Here is an 18,820-nt window from a genome sequence, read left to right on the forward strand (position 1 = left end):
TGCGTCGGCAGTGCACGAGAATGGTCCGATGCCCGCAAGCGACGCCGTAGAACAGCCGGACCAGCCCTGGAACCGGCAGCGGCTGCGCAGCACCAACGAGCGGCTGCTGCTCGACCGGCTGCGCGGCCTCGGCGCGGCGTCCCGCGCCCAGCTGGCCCGCGAGACCGGGCTGTCCAAGCCGACCGTGTCCAGCGCGCTGGCCGCGCTGGAGGCCGTCGGGCTGGTCCACGAGGTCGGCACCCACGCCCCCGAGCGCGGCCGCACGGCGGTCCTGTACGCCCCCGACCCGGCCGCGGGCTACGCGCTGGGCATCGACGTCGGACGGGGCTGGCTGCGGGTGGCCGTCGCCGATCTCGACGGCACGCTGGTCGCCCGCGCCGATGTGCGCAACCGCGCCCGCGGCTCCGGCGCCCTGGCGGACCTGGTGGTCTCCACCGCCCGCCAGGTGGTCGCGAACTCCGGCGTGGACCCGGGCGAGGTGGTGCACGGGGTGGTCGGCACGCCGGGGGTGTACGACGAGAAGCAGCGCCGGGTGCGGTACGCGATGCATCTGCCGGGCTGGGGCAGGGCCGGCCTGCTGGAGGGGCTGCGGGAGGACCTGGGCGTACCGCTGGAGATGCACAACGACGCCAATCTGGCCGCGCTGGGCGAGTACACGTACGGGGTCGGCGCGGGCAGCAGGCTGTTCGCGTACATCCTGATCGGCACCGGCCTCGGCATGGGGGTGGTCAGCGAGGGACGGCTGTTCACCGGGGCGCACGGGCTGGCCGGGGAGATCGGCTTCCTGCCCTGGCCGGGGCAGCCGAAGCCGGAGCGGCTGGAGGACGCGGTGTCGGGCGTGGCCGTGGTGGAGGCGGCGCGCCGGTTCGGGATGAGCGGGCAGCTCACCGCGAAGGCGGTCTTCGAGGCGGCCCGGCTCGGCAATCCGGCCGCGCTGCGCGCGGTGCGGCTGGAGGGCGAGCGGATCGCGCACACGGTGGCGGCGGCCGCCGCCGTCCTCGACCCCGACCTGGTGGTGCTCGGCGGAGGCGTCGGCCACAGCGTCGATCTGCTGCTGGGTCCGGTCCGGGAGCATCTGCGCACGCTCACGCCGCTGCGGCCGCGGATATCCCCCAGCCGACTGGGTGAGGACGCGGTGCTGCTCGGCGCGGTGGCGACGGCGCTGGGCACGGCACGGAACACGGTGTTCGAGCGCAGATCCTCGGGCGCCTGAACCCCGGCCGCTCTCGCGCGGACCCGGCCGGCCTCGCGTGCACCCCGGCCGACCTCGCGGGCCCCGGAACCTCGCGCAGCCCCGGCCATTCTCGCGTGAACCCCGGCCATTCTCGCGTGAACCCCGGCCGCTCTCGCGCGGACCCGACCGGCCTCGCGGGCCCCGATCGACCTCGCGTGGACCCCGGGCCGCCCTCGCGCGGGCCCGGCCGTCGCGTCCGGGACACCCGGGCCGCAGTGATCGACACGCCCCACCCCGCGTTCTAGCCTGAGCTTGGTTAGTAAAGTTTCCTAACTTTACGAAGACCGCCGTGTTCCCTCGCCCCGCCCGACGCTGTCTCGCCGGGTGCCGGTCTCGGCGACGGCCTCGACGGTGTCGGGGAAGGGCACCGCGACGACCACGGTGACCGTGCGCAACACCGGCGCCGGCCGGACGCCGTCGCTGCTGACGGACGTCCGTCTCGTGGACGCGAGCGGCCGTCCGGTGCTGCCGGTGCGCTGGTCGGACAACCAGGTGAGCCTCTGGCCCGGCGAGTCGGCGACACTGACCGCCACCTACTGCACGGCCGGTCTGCACGGCCCGGCGCCCGGGGTGCGGATCTCCGGCTGGAACGCGAAGGAGCTGACGGTACCGGCGGGCTGATCCCGCGGACCCGGCCGGGGCCGGGCCCGCGGGGCGCGTCAGCTGACGTTGAGCGCGGTGTCGTCGAGCACGAACGACGTCTGGAGGGTGGAGCCCTCGACGCCGGTGAACTTCAGGGTGACGGTCTGGCCGGCATAGCTCGCCAGACTGAAGCTGCGCTGGGTGTAGCCGCTCGCGGCGTTCAGGTTGGAGTAGGTCGCCAGGGTGCTCAGGACGGTTCCCGAGCTCTTGAGGACCTGGACCTTGAGCGTGTCGTAGGCGGTGCTGGTGGTGGTCTCCGCCGTGTCGATGTGCAGATAGAAGCTGAGAGCGGCGGTGGTGCAGGCGGCCGGGATGGTCACCGACTGGGACAGGGTGTCGGTGGTGGCGGTGCCGTAGCCGTCCAGCCAGGCCTTGTACGAGCCGGTCCGGGCCGCCTCGCTGCTGGAGTTGGTGATGACGCCGCTGCTGGCGCTCCAGACGGTGTTGCCGGACTCGAAGCCGTTGTTGCCGAGCAGCTGGCTCGCGGTGCAAGTGGTGCCGCCGCCTCCGCCGCTGGTGCCCGTGCCGGCCAGCCAGGCGGTGGCGTTGAGGGCGAGGGCCGCGTTGGTGGCGCCGGTGTCGTTCCAGCCGTCGTACAGGGTGTTGCCGGACTGGCCCGTGCCGTCGTCGATGGGCGAGCTGTCGCCCCAGAAGGCGACGCGGCCGCTGCCGAAGGTGCTGGTCGCGAAGAACGCGCCGGTGTTGCCGGAGTAACCGGTGCGGTAGACCAGGCCCTTGACCGAGGAGTTGTCGGCGGGCTTGAGGGTGGCCGTGGTGCCGTCGGCGATCAGGCTCTTGGTGACCTTGCCGAAGGAGCCGTTGAGCACCGCGTTGGAGCTGTCGCTGATCGCGGTCGGGTAGTCCGAGCCGACGTCGAGTGTGTCGATGGAGAAGCCGAACGGGTCGGTGGAGTCGACACTGTTGTTCGTCATCAGGTCGTTGAGGATCTCCAACGCGTCGTAGCCGTCGCTGTTGCGGTCGGCTCCGGTGTGGTCGGAGATCATGAACAGCCCGCCGCCGTTCTTGACGAAGTTCATGATCGCGGTCTTCTCGGCGGTGGTGAAGAGCGTGTTCGGCTCCGGCAGGACCAGCGTGTCGAAGTTCGCCAGGTCGGTCGCCGTCGAGCCGCCGTAGCTGAGGCTGGAGCCGGACGGCAGCGTCTTCAGGCTGTAGCTGCCGGTCTTCTGGAGCGCGACACCCCAGGACGACAGCGCTCCCGTCCAGGAAGTCTCCGAGGTGGGGCTGGAGTTCTGGCCGAGCGGGTCGGGCTGACTGGTGGAGACGATCCAGTCGGCGTTCCCGGCCGTCTCGGCGTGCGCGTTGTCGAACAGGACGCGGTGCGTGGTGGCCGCGTGGGCCGGTGTCGCGTCGGTGGTGACCTGAAGGGCTGCCGCGGTGACGAACAGTCCGAGACCGGCGAGGCCGGTGGTGAGTCTGCGGCGGAACCTTCTGGATCCGGGCATCCGTCAAACCTCCGTGTGGGGTGGGGACATTGCGGGTGCGTGCGCCAACTCTGCGCGCGTAGACCGAAGGTGGGGGTGTCTACACGCGTGGAACGCTTGAAAGGTACACGACACGGAGGTCGGCGGACCATCAAGAGCGGGCAATAACCGGAAGGGACTGCACCCCGCTCCAGTGGGCAGATGCAGTGCAGCGAGGTCCGACCAGAAGGGGCGGAAATGGAGATCTCCAGCATCTTCAGTGCCATCGTCATCGGCATCATCATCGGCGTGCTCGGACGGCTCGTCGTCCCGGGACGCCAGCACATCGGCATCCTGTGGACGATCGCCGTGGGCATCCTGGCCGCGTTCGTCGGATCGGCGATAGCCTCCGCGTTCGGCGTGGCCGACACCAAGGGCGTCGACTGGATCGAGTGGCTCATCCAGATCGGCCTCGCCGCGTTCGGCGTCGCCGCGCTGGACCGGTCCCGCGCACGGCGATAGCGCGGGTCACGCACCCGGCCGCCCGCAAATCCGTTGCGGGCGGCGCCCCGTCACGATTGGCTGCCGTGGTCCGCGACCACCGCCCCGACCCTGACGGAGCCGTCTTGTCCCTGCGTATCACCCCGCTCACCGAGGCCGAGCCCGGACCGTCCAGCCACCGGCTGGCCTGGCTGGCGGCCGGCCCCGCCGGAGAGCCCCTGGGATCCGCGTTCCTGCGCCTGTTCGACCGCGAGGAGCAGCGGCACCTGGCCGAGCTGGAACTCTCGGTGCACCCCGCAGAGCGGCGGGGCGGTGTCGGCACCCGGCTCCTGGACGCCGCGCTGGCCGCGGCACGGGCGCAGGGGCGGCGCTCGGTGCTGGCCCAGGCCGAACAGGGCTCCCCCGCCGACCTGTTCCTGGCGGCGCGGGGCTTTCGGCCCGTGCTGTCGCTGACGTACGCGCGACTGCCGCTGGCCGACATCGACCTTGCCGCGCTCGACGCCCTCGCCGACCGCCCCGGGCCGGGTTACCGGCTGACGGAGTGGGACGGCACCGTGCCGGACGCTCTGGCCCGGACGTACGCCGACGCCCGGCGGGCCATGGACGACATGCCGATGGGGGACACGGACCACGGCAGGGTCGTATGGGACGTGGAACGTCTGGTCGCGGCCGCCGAGGCGGTGGCGCGCCGCGGCGACCTGCTGCACACCGTCGCCGCGGTGGACACCGCGGACGGCTCCGTCGTCGGCTTCAGCGAACTCGTCGTCCCCGGCGACGGCCGCGGCGACGGACAGCACTACGGGACCGCGGTCCTCCCGGAGCACCGCGGTCACGGCCTCGCCCGCCGGATGAAGGCGCTGTCGATCCGCCGGGCCCGCGAGCGGCACCCGGAGCTGGGCGGGCTGCTCACCGACACCGCGGACGGCAACGCGCCGATGCGCGCGGTCAACGACGCCCTCGGATATCTCCCCACACACCGGTCGGTGGAGCACCGGCGCGACCTGTGAGGCCCCAGGGCGCCTCCGTCACCCGCCCCGGACGCCCTACGGGACGTACACGTACGGCGTCGTCGTGGTCAGTGGCGTGAAGCCGAGGCGTTCGAGGATGGGGCGGCTGTCGTCGGTGGCGTCGACCTGGAGGTAGCGGTAGCCGCGGTCGGCGGCGATGCGGGCGCGGTGGGCGATCAGCGCCCGGTAGATGCCCCGGCCGCGCCAGCTCCCGACGGTGCCGCCGCCCCACAGCCCGGCGAACGGGGTGCCGGGGTGCAGTTCCATCCGGGCCGAGCTCACGGGCACGTCGCCGGCGAGGGCCACCACGCCGACGAGGGTGTCCGGGTCGGCGGCCAGCCGGGTCAGCATCCGGTGCCGCAGCCCGTCGCTGGGTACACCGAAGGCCTGCTCGTGCGCGTCGGCCATCAGGTCCACGCCGACGGCGTCGGTGACCGGCAGCAGCCGGATGCCGGCGGGCGGTTCGGCATCGAGGGACAGCTTCGCCACCTCGGCGACCAGCAGCGTCTCGGTCGGCTCGGGGGTGAAGCCGGCCGCCTGGAGCCGTGCGCCGAGGTCGACCGGCAGATCGTGCCCGTAGATCTTCCATTCGAAGGTGTGGCCGAGGCCGGTGAAGTGGGCGATCTGCTCGGCGATCGCCGCGTCGGCGCCCTCGGCGTCGAGGGCCGACCAGACGATCCCGTTCCACTCCTGTGCGGAGGCGACCTGGCGGACCACGTTCCCGGCGCGTTCGACGCGGGTGCCGGGGCCGTCCGGGCGGGCTCCTTCCCGCATGAGCCGGTCGTAGAGGGCGAGCAGCGCCTCGCGTTCCGCGTCGTCCGTACGGTTCATCCGGTCCGTTCCGTTCATGTGATGCACGTGCCGACCCAAGCATCGCGGAACAGCCGGTTCAACATATTTACGACGGCACGCCCGGGCCGAGGGGCGGCACGCCCCCGGCCGAGGCGGTGGGCGCCGCTCACCGCCGCTCGCACGTCGGCGCCGCGTGACGGAAGACCCCCGTCCGGGATCCTCCGTACGAACCGGAACCGTCCCGGCGCCGCGCTCACGCGCCGCCCCGGCCGGCGCCGCCTCCGGGGTCAGCGTTGCCGCTGCGGCCTGAAGCGCCGGTGGAGGGCGACACCGCCCAGCAGCAGGGCCGCACTGCCCGCGAGCGCCGGGAGGGTATGGTCCGAACCCGTATGGGCCAGGGAGGGGACCGTTTCTTCTCCTGTGTGCGGCACGGGCCGGGGCACCTGGTTCTCCTGGTGGTCCTGGCGCTCCTTCGGCGGCACGACCGTCCGCCCCGGCGGCGGGCTCACGGGCCGAGCGGGCTCGACGGGCTCTTCCGGCTGGTCCACGGAGGTGTTCGTGGACCTGTCGCCGAAGGCCGGGTTGCCGATACCGACCACGGTGACCGCGTTGCCGCTGACGTTCACCGGGAGGTCCACCGGCAGCTGGAGATCGTTGCCGGAGACGACCCCCGGTGAACCCACCGCCGCGCCGTGCGCGTGCGCCCCGCCCGGGGTGTGCGCCCCGGTGACACCTGAGGTCCCGGACGTACCCGAGGTACCGGACGTGCCCGACGTACCCGAGGTCCCGGACGTGCCCGAGGTCCCGGCCTGCGCCGAGTCCCTGTGGGCACAGGCGTTGCCCGCTGCCGGGTTCAGCAGCCCCGCGACGTTCACGGTGTTCCCGCACACGTTCAGCGGCACGTGCACCGGAAGGTGAAGGGTGTTGCCGGAGATCAGACCGGGCGAGCCGGCCGCGGAACCGTCCGCCGCGGAACCGGCGTACGCGGGAATCGTGACTGCCATCGCACCGGAGGCGGCGGCCACGGCGATCACACCGTTTCGCGCTACCCGTCTCATAGGTCTCCCTGCCTTCCACACATCGTCGCGGGCGCTCACCCGCACGGAGAGAACGCGGGTCGAACCGGAGTGGTTATGGCCGATCGGGCTTTCACTCCATCGAGTGGCAGATCCGTCGAACTAGCATGAATACCGTCATATCGATCCCCGCCCTGACACCGCCGGGTACGAGGGCCGCGACGGCCGGGGCCGACGACGGCGCCGGCCCGGCGACAGCACCGGCCATGGCGCCCGGACCAGCGGCAGCACGCCCGGAGGCGAGTATTCCGGGCGCCGCCTATCGTGAGCGGGAAGAGCCCGGACCACAGTGGGGCGCGCTGGAGGCACTCATGCCGGCACAGCAGTCAACACGGCCCGCCCTGCGGCGCCGCGCACTTGTCACAGCCGTCGGGCTCACCCTGCTCGGCGGCGGGCTGCCGGTGGCGGCCGCGGCCGACGGCGGGCCCGAGCTGTCCCGGTTCTACCAGCAGAAGATCACCTGGTCGCGATGCCGCGGCAGCGATGCGCCCCGGGACCTGGAGTGCGGCAAGGTCACGGTCCCCCTCGACTACGCGAAGCCCGCCTCCGGCACCATCTCCCTGGCTCTGGCCCGCTACCGGGCGACGGGGAAGTCGCGCGGCTCGGTGCTGCTCAACTTCGGCGGTCCCGGCGGTTCCGGGGTCAGCGAACTGGCCATCGGCGGCAAGGACTTCATGGGCCTGACCAACGGCTATGACGTGGTGTCCTTCGACCCCCGGGGCGTCGGCCGGTCCGCGCCCGTCACCTGCGGCGACGGACTGTACGGCGGCGCGGCGGGTGCGCCGGACAGCGCGGGGAACACCCTGGACGACCCGCAGGCCGTGCTCGGCCTGCTGCGCAAGACGGCCCAGGCGTGCGCACAGCACTCCGGACCCGTGCTGCGCCACATAGGGACGGTCGACGCCGCCCGGGACATGGACGTCATACGCCAGGTGCTCGGCGACAGGAAGCTCAACTACCTGGGGTTCTCCTACGGCACCCGGCTCGGCGCGGTGTACGCGGCCCGGTTCCCGGACCGGGTGGGCCGGATGGCGCTCGACGGGGTGGACACGCTGACCGAGCCGCTGGCCGAGCAGGGGGTGGCCGGTGCCGCCGGGCAGCAGGTGGCGCTGGACGACTTCGTCGACTGGTGCGTCCAGGACATCGCCTGCCCGTTCGGGCAGGACGCGCGCACGGCCGGGGAGCAGATCGTGCAGCTCGTCCGCTCCCTCGACGAGGAGCCGGTGGCGACGGACTTCGGTGAGCAGTTCACCGGTCAGGACCTGGTCGCCGCTCTCAGCCAGGGCCTGTACAGCGAGAAGCTCTGGCCGCTGCTGGAACGGTCGCTGGCCGAGCTGGTGGAGGACGGCTCGACGGGCGGGATCATGCAGTTCGTCTCCGGCGGCAGCGCGCTGCCGGTCCCGGTCCCGTTGAAGGGCGCGCTCCCCGGGCGGCAGAGCCTGCTGCCGCTCCCGCAGCAGGGCGTGCCCCCGGCCGGACGGAAAGGCGTGCTCCCTGCCGGACGGAAGGACCTGCTCCCCGTCCGGCACGAGGGTGTGCTGCCGCCGTCCGGGTCCCGGACCGGCAGCGGCCTGGCCGACGAGGACGACATCCCGGTCGACAACTTCCCGGCGGCGCTCGTGGCGATCAACTGCGCGGACGACCCCGACCGTCCCACCGCCGCGCAGGTCACGAAGGATCTCGCCCGGCTGCGCGCCGAGTACGACCAGGCGTCCCCGGTGTTCGGCGAGTACCGCCTCACCCAGGTGCTGATGTGCTACGGCCGCCCCAAGGGCACCACCTACATCCGCGACCACGTCAAGAACCTCACCACCCCGAAGATGCTCCTGGTCGGCACCCGCGGCGACCCGGCGACGCCGTACCGCTGGACCGTCGAGACGGCCCGGCGGCTCGGGTCGTCGGCCGTGGTGCTCGACAACAGGGGCGAGGGCCACACGGGCTACACGTCCTCGAAGTGCGTGCACGGCAAGGTGGACGACTTCCTGCTGTACGGCTCCCTGCCGGCCGACGGCAGCTCCTGCGGCCCCGACGACGGGAAGGGCTGAGGTCCCCGGCATACGGGAGCCCACCGTGCCCCGCCGGGTGCCCGCAGTCGGCGCCCGGGCCTCAGGCCGCCCGGTCCGTCACGAACCGGTCGATCGCCGCGGTCAGTTCGGCGGGCTTCTCCACCGGGAGCTCATGGCCGGCGTCGATGATCCTGACCTCCGCGTCCGGGTAGCCCTTGGCCATCCGCAGCATCTGCTTCACCGGCAGCTGGATGTCGTGGAAGCCGTGGACCATCAGGGTGGGCGTGCGGATCTCGCCGACCCGGTCCAGCACGTCGAAGGCCCGCATGGCGCCGTAGAGCGTCATCACGACCTCGCGCGGGGTGCCCGCGGAGGAGCGCACGTACCGCTTGATCTCCTCACGCGGGTAGCCGGGGGCGAACGCCCGCTGGATGTTGGTGGCGACGAACAGCTTGAAGGGGACCAGGGTCGAGGTCGCCATCAGCAGACCGCGCCCCCGGCTGTACGTCATCCGGCTGATGGAGTTCACCAGCACCATCCGCTCGACCCGCTCGGGGTGGGCGAGGGTGATCGTCTGGGAGATCATCCCGCCCATGGAGTGGCCGATCAGCACACAGCGTTCGATCTTGAGGTGGTCGAGCAGGGCGAGCACGTCCCGCGCCAGCTCCTCGATCGTGCGCACCCCCGCACCGCCGCTCTCGCCGTGCCCGCGCAGGTCGAGCCGGACCACCCGGCGCCGCTCGGCGAAGTGCGCCACCTGGTGGTCCCAGCGGTGCCGGTCGGCGGTCCAGCCGTGGATGAAAACCAGGGGCACGCCGTCACCGTCGCGGGGGCCCTCGTCGTCGTACGTCAGAGCTGCGCCCTCGACTTCGAGCTGCGGCATGGGTGCCTCCTGGAGTGCGGTCCGGCCGGACCGGCCACCGACCGGTTACTGACCGGTACGGTAACCGGCCGCCACCCGTTCCGTCACCGGCGTTCGCCGAGGAATTCGAGGATGTGACCGAACACGTCGAGCGCCGCGCCCCGGCCCAGGAACGGGTCCAGATGCCCGTAGCCGGGGATCTCGGTGTACGTCACGTCCAACTGTGGCTGCCTGCGGGCGAGTACGTCGTGACACAGCTTCTGCGAGTCGAGCCACAGCCCGTTCTCGCTGCCCGCCAGCAGCAGCACCGGGGTGTCGATACGGCCGGCCGCGTCCAGCGCGTTGCGCGGCAGCGCCCGGTAGCGGTGGTCGGTGTCGTGCCAGCGGACCACGCTGCGGGCCAGCTCGATCCGCCGCAGATGGGGCAGGATCCACAGCGGCGCGGGACCGAACAGGTCGGCCAGCCGGTCGTGGGTGGCCTGCGACAGGTTCCCGTGCACGAAGAGGGACGCGCCCGTGCCCCACGCCGAGTTGTGCAGCATCTGGCAGGTCGGGTCGGGGCAGCTCGCCCGGCGCGAGGCCAGCGCGAACAGCGGGGTGTACTTCGAGCGGAGGCCGACCTTGCGGAAGTCGACGGGAATGTGGTCGATCCGGCCCTTCAGGAGCTCCCCGGCCACCGTCATCCGCAGGGAGGTGCGGCCCGCGAGCTTCGGTGTCAGGAAGACACCCTGGGAGACCACCCCGGCCAGGCCCGGCACCAGGCCCGCGCTCATGCTCAGCGACAGGGCGAGGGAGCCGATGCAGTGGGCGACGACGAACAGCGGACGGTCCCCGATCCGGCCGCGGATGTACGAGACGGCCTCGGGGATGTCGTACAGGGCGACGTCGTCGTAGGTGTAGCGCTGCCCGGTCTCGTTGTACGGCAGCCGGCAACTGCCCCGCCAGTCCAGCAGCCACGGCTCGTAGCCCTCGTCGAGCAGCACGTCGACCAGGTTGCGGGTCTCGGGCTGGAGAAACATGTCGGCGGACGCGGTGTGCCCGTGCAGGAGCAGCACGGCGGGCCGGCCGGTGTCCCCGGTCTCGACGCGGGTCAGGCCCAGCCGGACGCCGTCGGACGCCCGGAAGGGGATCTCCTCGACGGCCGCCGGGCCCAGACGGTGGCGCAGGGGGCGCGGTGCGACGGTGGTGCGGACCCGGCGCAGCGCGGGCCTGGTGCCGGTGGTGGCGGTTCTGAAGATCATCGGTGCTGCTCCCTGGAGGTCGGGGTACGGCGCAGGTCGAGCAGCTCCGCGGCGGCCCTGGCGAACGGGCCGAGCAGCCCGCGGCCCATCTCCCGGCCGAACCAGGCGAGCCAGGTCAGCTTGGCGGCCCGCCCCTCCTGCTCGGTGAGGTGAGGGGCGACCCGGATGCCGTCGATCTGGTCGCGGACGTAGGAGTCGGCGGGCACGACGACCTCGCCCGCCAGCACGGCCGGTCCGCCCTCGCGGCCGATCTCGACACTCAGCGCACGGGTCTGCCGCCACAGGTCGCGGCGGGCCCGCGCGTACTTGTGGCCCTCCAGCCACCACGTTCCGCCGTCGGCGTCGCGCAGCCGCAGCCGGTAGCGCAGGAGCGGGTGGCGCAGCCCGTGGTGGTGCGGGATGCCCTCCTCCGGCCGGACCCAGACGTCACCGCGCTCCACGGTCAGCGGCTCGGGGTGCACGGCCGGGCACCGGACCTCGCCCGTGACGTCCACGCGGCGCTCCCCGACCAGTTGGTGCATTCCGGCGATGGAGAGGGTGAGCTGCATGGAGCAGGGGGTCGCGGCGGCGGTGCCGGCGCCCCGGCCCGCCTCGCCGTCGGGGCCGTGGCGGTCGTCGCCCGCGCCGTCGGCCGGGCGCACCTCGCCCCGGGTGGTCTCGGTGAACCACAGGTAGGGCGGGTCGTCCTTCTGCGGGAGGCGGGCGAGGCCGTCCGCGGCGAGGCGCTCGAACGTCCTCACCTGCGCCCGTGCGTCGTAGCGGGCGGCGCGCGGCAGGTCCAGTGCCTCGACGAGCGCGGCGGTACGGTCGCCGGTCGCGGCCGGGCCCTGGAGAGTCGCCTCGCACAGCCTGAGGGCGGCGGGACTGCGCAACACACGGTTCAGGAAGCCGAGTTCGGGGACGGGGTCGGCTTCGAGGCGGGCCAGGGCGTCGGTGCGCCACTCGTCCCAGTCCTGTACGCGCACATGCATCCCGCCGAGCGCCATGTCGCGTACGACGTCGTCGAGGGTGTTGGGCACGCCGGTGAGGTTGTAGTCGAAGCCCCAGGCGTCCGGCTCGCAGACGACGGCGACCGCGACCCGGCTGACCCAGTCCACCGGCGCCGCGTTCAGGCAGCGGAAGGCGGGGACCGTGCGGAAGCGGCCGAAGGCCGAGATCAGACCGCTGCTGAGGTCCTGCGGGTTGTGGGCGCCGGTGCGGGTGTGGCCGCCGATGCCGCCGGGGCGCAGGGCCGAGACCACCAGGCCGTGGTCGCGGGCGCGGCGCAGCGCGACCTCGGCGGCCCACTTGGACTGGTCGTAGCCCGCGACCAGGCGGTCCACGTGGGCGAGCGGGTCGTCCTCGCCCATGGAGGTGATGCCGACCTCGTTGAACACGGCGATGGAGGAGATGTGGTGCAGCGGCTTGGGCCTGCCGGTCGCGGCCAGTTCGGCCAGGGTCAGCGCGCCGAGCACGTTGCTGCCGCGCAGCGACGGGTAGCCGCGCAGGAAGTCCACGGCCGCCGCCACCCCGACGACGGCGTCCAGCTCGTGGGCGAGGGTGTGCCACAGCTCCTCGGACAGGCCCAGCCGCGGACGGCGTATGTCGCCGGGCAGCACGGTGATCCGCCGCCGCACCTCCGCCGACCAGGGCAGCCGGTAGCCGCGCAGCTGTGCCGCGAGCCGCTCGACGGCCGCCTCCTCGTCGGGTGCGCGGACCAGGCAGTGGACGTGCGCGTCGCTGTGCCGCAGCAGGTCCAGCAGCATATGGCTGCCGAGGAAGCCGGTGGCCCCGGTCAGCAGGATCCGGCGCGGCGGCAGCGGCTCGGGCACGTCGGTGAACGGCAGCCGGTCGGCGAGCGCGAGGTCGGCCAGGATCTGGTCCAGATCCTGGCGGCGGGCCCTGGTGTGGGGGACGGCGGGCGAGGAGGCCACAGTCGCCGACGGGACGGAGACCACGGCGGGGGCCGCGGGGGCCTGGGCGTGCGTTGCGGGGGCCGGCCGAGCCGGAGCCGCGGGAGACGTGCCCGAGGCTCCCGGTTCGCCCGAGGCTTCGTGCGGGCGGGTCGCGAGGTTCGCGAGCGCGGCCGCCGTGCCGCCTGCCGCGACCCAGTGCCGGGCCAGGCCCACCGGCCGGGCGTCGGCGAACACCTCGTCGAGGTCCAGCTCGACGCCGAGGTCGCGCTCCAGTTCCGCGACGAACTCCACAGCGTGCACGGAGGTGCCCCCCGCGTCGAAGAAGTCGGCGTCGGGCGCGAGACCCCCCTCGGGCAGATGACGGCCCGCCACGGTGGCGATGACGGCCGCCACGGCAGCCACGTCCACGTCCGGAACCGTCATGTCCGGAAGCGTCACGCCCGGAGCCGGAACCGGCAATCCCGGAGCCGGAACCGCCTCGTCCGGAGCCGACACCGCAGCCGGATTCGGTGTCGAGGCCGGAGTCGGTGTCGAGGCGGCCGGGGCCGGGCTCCGGCCCGGGTCGGCGGGGGCGTCGGCGTCGGATGCCGAGGCCTCGCCGGCCGCCACCTTCGCCAGCAGTTCGGTCACGCCGAGCCCGCCGCCGCCCCGTTCGATCGACTCGGCGACCGACCACGGCCGCCCGGTGTCCCCGGTATCCCCGGTGTCCTCGCTGTTCACGTCACGCATGAGAGCCCTTCACGTCGCGCACGGTCCTTTCCGTCATGCCCGCTCCCCCGCGCTCACCGTCGGCTCCAGGAGCGGAAGGCGCGCAGGTGGTCCGGCGTGGTCACGGCCTCCAGCCGCTCGTCGTCCGGCCGGCCGCCGCCCAGCGCGGCGACCACCCGGCGGGCCGGTGCGTTGCGCTCGGTGCGCTCGGCCGTCAGCCTGACCTTCGTACAGCCCAGGGCGTCGGCGCGGTCGGCCAGCCAGCGCAGCAGGTGCTCCTCGACCCCGCGGCCGAGCGCCCGGCAGCTCAGCATCCAGGCGAGTACGTCGAGCCGGTCCCCCTCGGCCCGGACCGCGATCAGCCCGATCTGGCCGTAGTCGCCGAACCGGTCCCGGGCCGCGGCCGTCCACACCTCGCCGCGCTGCCGCCAGCGGGCCAGGTCGCCGCCGTCCGCCGACCGGGCGCGAAGCGTGAACTGGTTGGTGCGGCGGACCAGTTGCTCCGCGCGCCGCACGTCCCCCCCGGCCAGCTCCCGGATGTCGACCCGGAGTTCCAGCCGGGCCAGGAACTCCTCGAACCCGCCGTCCGCGCGGGCGGCGTCCCGTTCCCGCTCCTGCTCGTAGAAGCGGGCCCGCAGCGTGTCCTCGGCGGTCGCGGCGGCCGGGACCATCGGCCACAACCTGCCCAGGAAGGCGTCCAGTTCGGCCGCCGCCGGACAGGTCACGGCGAGCACCTGGGGCAACTGGGCCCGCATCTTCGCGATTTCGGCGGGGTTGTCGTCGAGGAACAGGAAGCTGTCCACGCCCAGGCCGAGGGTGCGGGCCGCCTGCGCCAGCCGGTCCGGCTTGGGGTCCCAGGCGGCGGAGAGCACGCTGAAGTGCTCCGCCCCGAGCAGGCTGTCCGGGCGGTCCAGGACCGCGCGGACCGTGGCTTCGTCGTTGTTGCTGACCAGGACGAGCAGCGCGCCGGCCGCCCGCCACTGGAGCAGCCTGCGGGCCAGCAGGGCACGCGGCCCGGTCAGGTCCACGGCGTCGGGACCGATCTCGCCGGCCACTCCGCCCCACAGGGTCTCGTCGCCGTCGACGGCGATCACCTTCGGCGCGGGGCGCCGCACCGCTCGTACCACCTCGGCCAGACGCAGGGCCACGGCCGCCTGGAAGGGCGGGGTGAAGGGCAGATGGGCCAGCCGCTCGGTCCGCTCGTCGAACGGTTCGTCGACGGGGTGGTACCGGGTCCACTCGTCGGGGCCGAGCACCGCGACGCCGGGCAGCTCGGCGAGCACGGCGGCCGTCTCGTGCTCCCAGCGGACGAATCGCTCCGCCGCGCCGGCCGTCGGCAGGAAGCCGACGATCAGCGGCTTGCGGGTCCGCTCGGCCAGGGCGCGCAGCGCGGCCGGGTAGGCGGTGCGCAGTTCGGCGAGCAGGGCGTCGTCCACCGGGCCGAAGCGTTCCAGGTCGGCCGCCCGCAACAGCACCACGCCCACCGCGACGGTGGGATCGGCGAAGACACCTGAAGGGTCCTGGAGGCTCGCGAGCACCTGGTGGTACGGGGCTTCCGCGACCGTGAGGTCACCCTCGTCGAGGGCGGCCGCGCACAGCGGCGGCAGATGGCCCAGGGCGAACGTGGCGGCGAGCGCCAGCGACCCGCGCGTCACGGGCTCCCCGCGGACCGGACCCGCGGCGGCGTCACCGGGCACGGCGACAGGAACGGCGGCGGGCACGGCGGCGGGGAGGACGGCGGGCACGGCGGCGGGGACGACGGCGGGCACGGCGGCGGAGGCAACGGCGGGCACGGCGGCGGAAGGGGCGGCATCCGTGCGGACCCTCGTCCCCGGATGCTCCGCCGTCTGCGCCAGCAGCCCGAGGAACTCCTCCCCCAGCCCGGTGGCCGCGTCCGCGTCGAGGAGGTCGAGGTTGTGGTCCAGCCGGACGCGGCCCGCGTCCGGGATCACGGTGACCATCAGGTCGAGGTCCGAGTAGCCCGTCCCGGCCGGCAGCACCTCCAGCCGGCCGAGGCGGCCGGCGGAGCGTACGAAGTTGAAGTACACCTCGACCAGCGGGGCGTCGGGCCGGTACAGGCCCTGCCGGGCGAGGGTGGGCAGCACGTCGGAGAACACGGCGCCCTTGGCCAGGATCCGCTGGAGCCGCCCGTCGGTGCGGCGCAGCACCTCCTCGACCGTGTCGGCCGCACGGGCCTCGGCCGGGAACGGCACGGGGATGCCGTAGAACCCCACCGCGTCGTACGCGTCGGCGTGGATGCGGGTGTCCACGGGCACGGCGAGCACGAAGCGTTCGCGTCGGCGCTTCCTCGCCAGCAGCACGGTCAGGACGCCCAGGCAGAAGGCCGCGGGGGTGACGGCGAGGCCGCTCGCCGCGGCCGTGACGCGTTCCAGCAGGCCGTCCGGGAGGGCGAGGGTGACGCTGCCGGCCCGGTAGGACCGGGTCCGCGGGCGCGGTGCGGGGTGGGCGAGGTCGAGGCGCTCACTGCCGTGGAAGGCCCGCAGCCAGTCCGCGCCGGTCCCCTCGCCGCCCGGCTGCTGGGCCTCGACGAGCAGGTCGATGTCCCGGTTGGTCACGGTGCCGTCGAGCACGGTGCCGCACAGTTCGGCGTCGATCTCGGCGGCGACGAGCAGCAGGGACTGGAGGTCGCTCACCGCATGGTGGGCGCCGAACAGCAGGGTCTGGCCCGCCGCGCCGCCGTCGAGCAGCTCGAACCGCCACAGCGGGGTGCCCGTCAGGTCGAACGGCGGCTCCAGCAGGGCGCGCAGCCGGCCGGCGGCGTCGTGGGCGCCGTCGCTCGCGGTCCACCGCAGCAGCGGCCGGTCCGGCGTGCGGTCCACGCGCAGCGCGCGTCCGCCCTCGGCGGCGGTGACGACCGCCGTGCGCAGGGCCGCGTGCCGGGCGACGAGACGGGTGAGGATGCCGTCGAGGGCCTGTTCGGTGGTCGGTGTGGTGAGCCGGACGGCGAGTCCGACGGCATGGGCCGCGTCGGGCATCCCGGGCCGGGCGCTGCGCAGCAGGCGTACGACGTCCCGGGTCGCGGGCCGCAGCTCGCTCTCGGGCACCTCGGCGGGCCGGTCCGGCGTGGACGGCCCGGGGAGGTCGGCGGGGTCGGGCAGGCCGTCGGCGAGGGCGCGGGCGACGCCGCGGATGTCGGGCGCGGCGAACAGGTCGGCGGCGGGCAGCTCGACGCCCAGTTCACGGGTGAAGGCGTTGCGCAGCCGGACCAGCATGAGGGAGTCCAGGCCGAGTTCCTTCAGCGCGCTCCCGGCGGCCGCGTCCACCAGGCCGCCGGACACCTCGGCCACCCGGGCGCGAACGTAGGTCTCCACCCAGGCGACGCGGTCGTCGTCGCTCGTCGCCGCGAACACCTTCTTCACCAGGTCGTCCGTGGCGGCGGTGCCGGTCGGTACGGTGATCAGCTCGGCCAGGGCCGGGCGGGTGCGCACCGCGTCCGGGTCGAGGGCCAACAGCTCCCGGTCGAGGGCGACGGGGGCGAGCTGGCGCCGGGACGTGCCCAGGAGGCGTTCGAACAGCTCGCCGCCGTCCTGCGGCGAGAACGCGACGAGACCGGAGCGGCCCGTCTCGGCGGCCCGGGTGCGGGACCCGGCGACCATGCCGACCCCGGACCAGGCTCCCCAGTCGAGGCTCAGCGCCCGCCGGCCGGTGCGGGACAGGTGGTGGGCCCAGGCGTCGAGGAAGGCGTTCGCCGCCGCGTACGGGCTCTGCCCGGCGGAGCCGAGGAGACCGGCCACCGAGGCGAACAGGACCAAGTCGCCCGCCTCGGGGACCAGTTCGGTGAGCAGGGCGGTGCCCAGCACCTTGGGGGCGAGGACGGCGCTGACGCGTGCGTCGGTCAGCCCCTCCAGGGTGGCGTCGTCGAGGACACCGGCCGCGTGCACGATCCCGGCGACGGGTCCGCAGTCACGTCGTACGACGTCCAGGGCGGCGGTCAGAGCCGCGCGGTCGGCGACGTCGGCGCGGGCGAGGTGCACGGTGACGCCTCGCCGCTCGATGCCCTCGATCCAGCGGGCGGTGTCCGCGTCGGGCGTGCCCCGGCTCAGCAGGGCCAGCCGGCGTGCGCCCAGGCCGACGAGTCGCTCGGCGACGACCCGGCCGAGGCCGCCGAGGCCGCCGGTGACGAGGTACACGCCGTCCGGGTCGATCCCGTCGCCGCCCTGGCCGTCGGGGCGGGTGCGGGCCAGGCGCGGCACGAACCGGCCCGCGTCGCGCAGGGCGACGAGGCGTTCGTCGTCGGCGTGCCACAGCTGGGCCCACAGGGCATCGGCGCCGCCGTCGGCGGGCAGGTCGACGAGGGTGGTCGCCAGCTCCGGGTGCTCCTGCGCCACGCTGAGGCCGAATCCCCAGGCCAGTGACTGCTGGGGGTGCGTCACCTCCGTGCTGTCATGGACCGGTTGGGTGCCGCGGACCACGATGAACAGACGGGGCGCGCGGCCGCCGCCCGGGCGGCCGGCGAGGGCGTGCACCAGGCGCAGGGTGGTCAGACAGCACAGGCGCGCCGCCTCCTCGGCCGTACGCTCGTCGACGATCGCGGGGGCGTCGAGGGCGGACAGCTGTACCACCCGCTCGGGCGGCGCGTCCGCGAACTCCTCGTCGAGGAGCCGGGCCAGGTGCCCGGGGTCGGCCGGGTCGAGCACATAACGGCCGGGCCCGTCCGCCCGGTACGCCGGTCCGCTGCGGGCGATCACGTGCGGCACCGAGGTGCCGAGCCGCCGGACCAGGTCGTCCGCCGTACCCGTGCCGTCGGCGAGGACCAGCCATCTGCCGGTGGTGGGCGGCTCCTGGGCGGCCGGGCGCGATCGCCAGCGGGTCTCGAACAGCGCGCCGTCCAGCGGGGAGAGCGCGGTCAGCCGGAAGTCCCTGGTCTCCACGAGGAGTTGCCCGTCGGCGTCCCACAGGTTCAGGTCGAGGACGGCCGTGTCGCCTGCGTGGGCGCGCAGTTCGCTGGTCACCCAGACGGGCGCGGTGCGCAGTCCGGTGTGGCGCAGGCGTCCGAGACCGGCGGGCACGAAGGCCCGGCCCTGCGGAGCCTCGCCGGGCAGGGCGGCCGTGTGGAAGGCGGCGTCGAGGACGGCGGGGTGCAGCAGGTGCCCGGCGGCCGGGCGGGCGGTGAGCCGGCCGAGACCGGCGGTGGCGGTGCGGTGCCCGGTCTCCAGGCCGCGGAAGGCCGGGCCGTAGTCGATGCCGAGGGTGGCGAGGCGGGCGTAGAGGGCCGCCGTGTCGACCTGCTCCGTGCAGCGTTCGCGCAGCTCGGCGAGGGGTGTCCCCACGGTGGCCGCCGTGGCCGGTGGGGCGTCGTCGGCGCTCCCGCCGGCGACGTGCCGCTGGCCCCCCGCCCCCCGCGCACCCGCGGGCGCGGGGCGGGCGGGGTACACCCCAAACCCGGTATCGGCGGGCCGCACCCCCAGTTGCAG

11 protein-coding genes and 1 pseudogene are annotated in these 18,820 nt (G+C 74.1%); 5 read left to right on the plus strand and 7 right to left on the minus strand.

Features of this window, described 5'->3' with window-relative positions; all coding sequences use genetic code 11:
* Window positions 1-28 precede the first annotated feature (28 nt).
* Together ABT085_RS03215 and ABT085_RS03220 are read left to right on the plus strand one after the other, a co-directional pair.
* Complete coding sequence (locus tag ABT085_RS03215; RefSeq protein WP_351601186.1) at window positions 29-1,213, plus strand: ROK family transcriptional regulator; 1,185 nt, start codon at window positions 29-31, stop codon at window positions 1,211-1,213.
* A 342-nt stretch (window positions 1,214-1,555) separates the two neighbouring features.
* Window positions 1,556-1,855: pseudogene (locus tag ABT085_RS03220) on the plus strand (exo-beta-D-glucosaminidase); the annotation flags it as partial.
* A 38-nt stretch (window positions 1,856-1,893) separates the two neighbouring features.
* Here the strand turns inward: ABT085_RS03220 and ABT085_RS03225 are convergent.
* Window positions 1,894-3,339: a hydrolase gene (locus ABT085_RS03225; protein WP_351601189.1), complete on the minus strand. Its 1,446-nt coding sequence runs from the start codon at window positions 3,337-3,339 to the stop codon at window positions 1,894-1,896.
* 216 nt (window positions 3,340-3,555) lie between these two features.
* Between ABT085_RS03225 and ABT085_RS03230 the strand changes: the two genes are divergently transcribed.
* Window positions 3,556-3,819: a GlsB/YeaQ/YmgE family stress response membrane protein gene (locus ABT085_RS03230; RefSeq protein WP_351601192.1), complete on the plus strand. Its 264-nt coding sequence runs from the start codon at window positions 3,556-3,558 to the stop codon at window positions 3,817-3,819.
* A 104-nt stretch (window positions 3,820-3,923) separates the two neighbouring features.
* Complete coding sequence (locus ABT085_RS03235; RefSeq protein WP_351601195.1) at window positions 3,924-4,805, plus strand: GNAT family N-acetyltransferase; 882 nt, start codon at window positions 3,924-3,926, stop codon at window positions 4,803-4,805.
* Between the two features lie 36 nt (window positions 4,806-4,841).
* Here ABT085_RS03235 and ABT085_RS03240 read toward each other — a convergent pair whose 3' ends face one another.
* Complete coding sequence (locus tag ABT085_RS03240; protein WP_351601198.1) at window positions 4,842-5,636, minus strand: GNAT family N-acetyltransferase; 795 nt, start codon at window positions 5,634-5,636, stop codon at window positions 4,842-4,844.
* A gap of 248 nt (window positions 5,637-5,884) precedes the next feature.
* Window positions 5,885-6,655 carry a chaplin gene (locus ABT085_RS03245; RefSeq protein WP_351601201.1) on the minus strand — a complete coding sequence of 257 codons (771 nt, stop codon included), beginning with the start codon at window positions 6,653-6,655 and terminating at the stop codon, window positions 5,885-5,887.
* Window positions 6,656-6,984: 329 nt separating this feature from the next.
* Between ABT085_RS03245 and ABT085_RS03250 the strand changes: the two genes are divergently transcribed.
* Entirely contained in the window at window positions 6,985-8,718 is a 1,734-nt protein-coding gene (locus ABT085_RS03250) for an alpha/beta hydrolase (protein WP_351601229.1), read from the plus strand.
* 61 nt (window positions 8,719-8,779) lie between these two features.
* Here ABT085_RS03250 and ABT085_RS03255 read toward each other — a convergent pair whose 3' ends face one another.
* From ABT085_RS03255 to ABT085_RS03270, 4 genes are all read right to left on the minus strand, one after another.
* On the minus strand, window positions 8,780-9,562 hold the full coding sequence (locus ABT085_RS03255) for an alpha/beta fold hydrolase (protein ID WP_351601204.1): 783 nt from the start codon (window positions 9,560-9,562) through the stop codon (window positions 8,780-8,782).
* Between the two features lie 83 nt (window positions 9,563-9,645).
* Entirely contained in the window at window positions 9,646-10,782 is a 1,137-nt protein-coding gene (locus ABT085_RS03260) for an alpha/beta hydrolase (RefSeq protein ID WP_351601207.1), read from the minus strand.
* Window positions 10,779-13,406 carry a thioester reductase domain-containing protein gene (locus ABT085_RS03265; RefSeq protein ID WP_351601210.1) on the minus strand — a complete coding sequence of 876 codons (2,628 nt, stop codon included), beginning with the start codon at window positions 13,404-13,406 and terminating at the stop codon, window positions 10,779-10,781. Before ABT085_RS03265 ends, ABT085_RS03260 begins: the two co-directional genes overlap by 4 nt.
* Window positions 13,407-13,459: 53 nt before the next feature.
* Window positions 13,460-18,676 carry an SDR family NAD(P)-dependent oxidoreductase gene (locus ABT085_RS03270; protein WP_351601214.1) on the minus strand — a complete coding sequence of 1,739 codons (5,217 nt, stop codon included), beginning with the start codon at window positions 18,674-18,676 and terminating at the stop codon, window positions 13,460-13,462.
* Window positions 18,677-18,820: the final 144 nt, after the last annotated feature.

The sequence above is a fragment of the Streptomyces sp. NPDC002265 genome (genome assembly GCF_040296125.1).
Classification (GTDB): domain Bacteria; phylum Actinomycetota; class Actinomycetes; order Streptomycetales; family Streptomycetaceae; genus Streptomyces.

Bases quoted from the DNA above. Each gene is read 5' to 3' on its own strand.
- ABT085_RS03215 (WP_351601186.1), top strand. From the start codon at position 29: ATGCCCGCAAGCGACGCCGTAGAACAGCCGGACCAGCCCTGGAACCGG.
- ABT085_RS03225 (WP_351601189.1), bottom strand. From the start codon at position 3,339: ATGCCCGGATCCAGAAGGTTCCGCCGCAGACTCACCACCGGCCTCGCC.
- ABT085_RS03230 (WP_351601192.1), top strand. From the start codon at position 3,556: ATGGAGATCTCCAGCATCTTCAGTGCCATCGTCATCGGCATCATCATC.
- ABT085_RS03240 (WP_351601198.1), bottom strand. From the start codon at position 5,636: ATGAACCGTACGGACGACGCGGAACGCGAGGCGCTGCTCGCCCTCTAC.
- ABT085_RS03245 (WP_351601201.1), bottom strand. From the start codon at position 6,655: ATGAGACGGGTAGCGCGAAACGGTGTGATCGCCGTGGCCGCCGCCTCC.
- ABT085_RS03250 (WP_351601229.1), top strand. From the start codon at position 6,985: ATGCCGGCACAGCAGTCAACACGGCCCGCCCTGCGGCGCCGCGCACTT.
- ABT085_RS03255 (WP_351601204.1), bottom strand. From the start codon at position 9,562: ATGCCGCAGCTCGAAGTCGAGGGCGCAGCTCTGACGTACGACGACGAG.
- ABT085_RS03260 (WP_351601207.1), bottom strand. From the start codon at position 10,782: ATGATCTTCAGAACCGCCACCACCGGCACCAGGCCCGCGCTGCGCCGG.
- ABT085_RS03265 (WP_351601210.1), bottom strand. From the start codon at position 13,406: ATGCGTGACGTGAACAGCGAGGACACCGGGGATACCGGGGACACCGGG.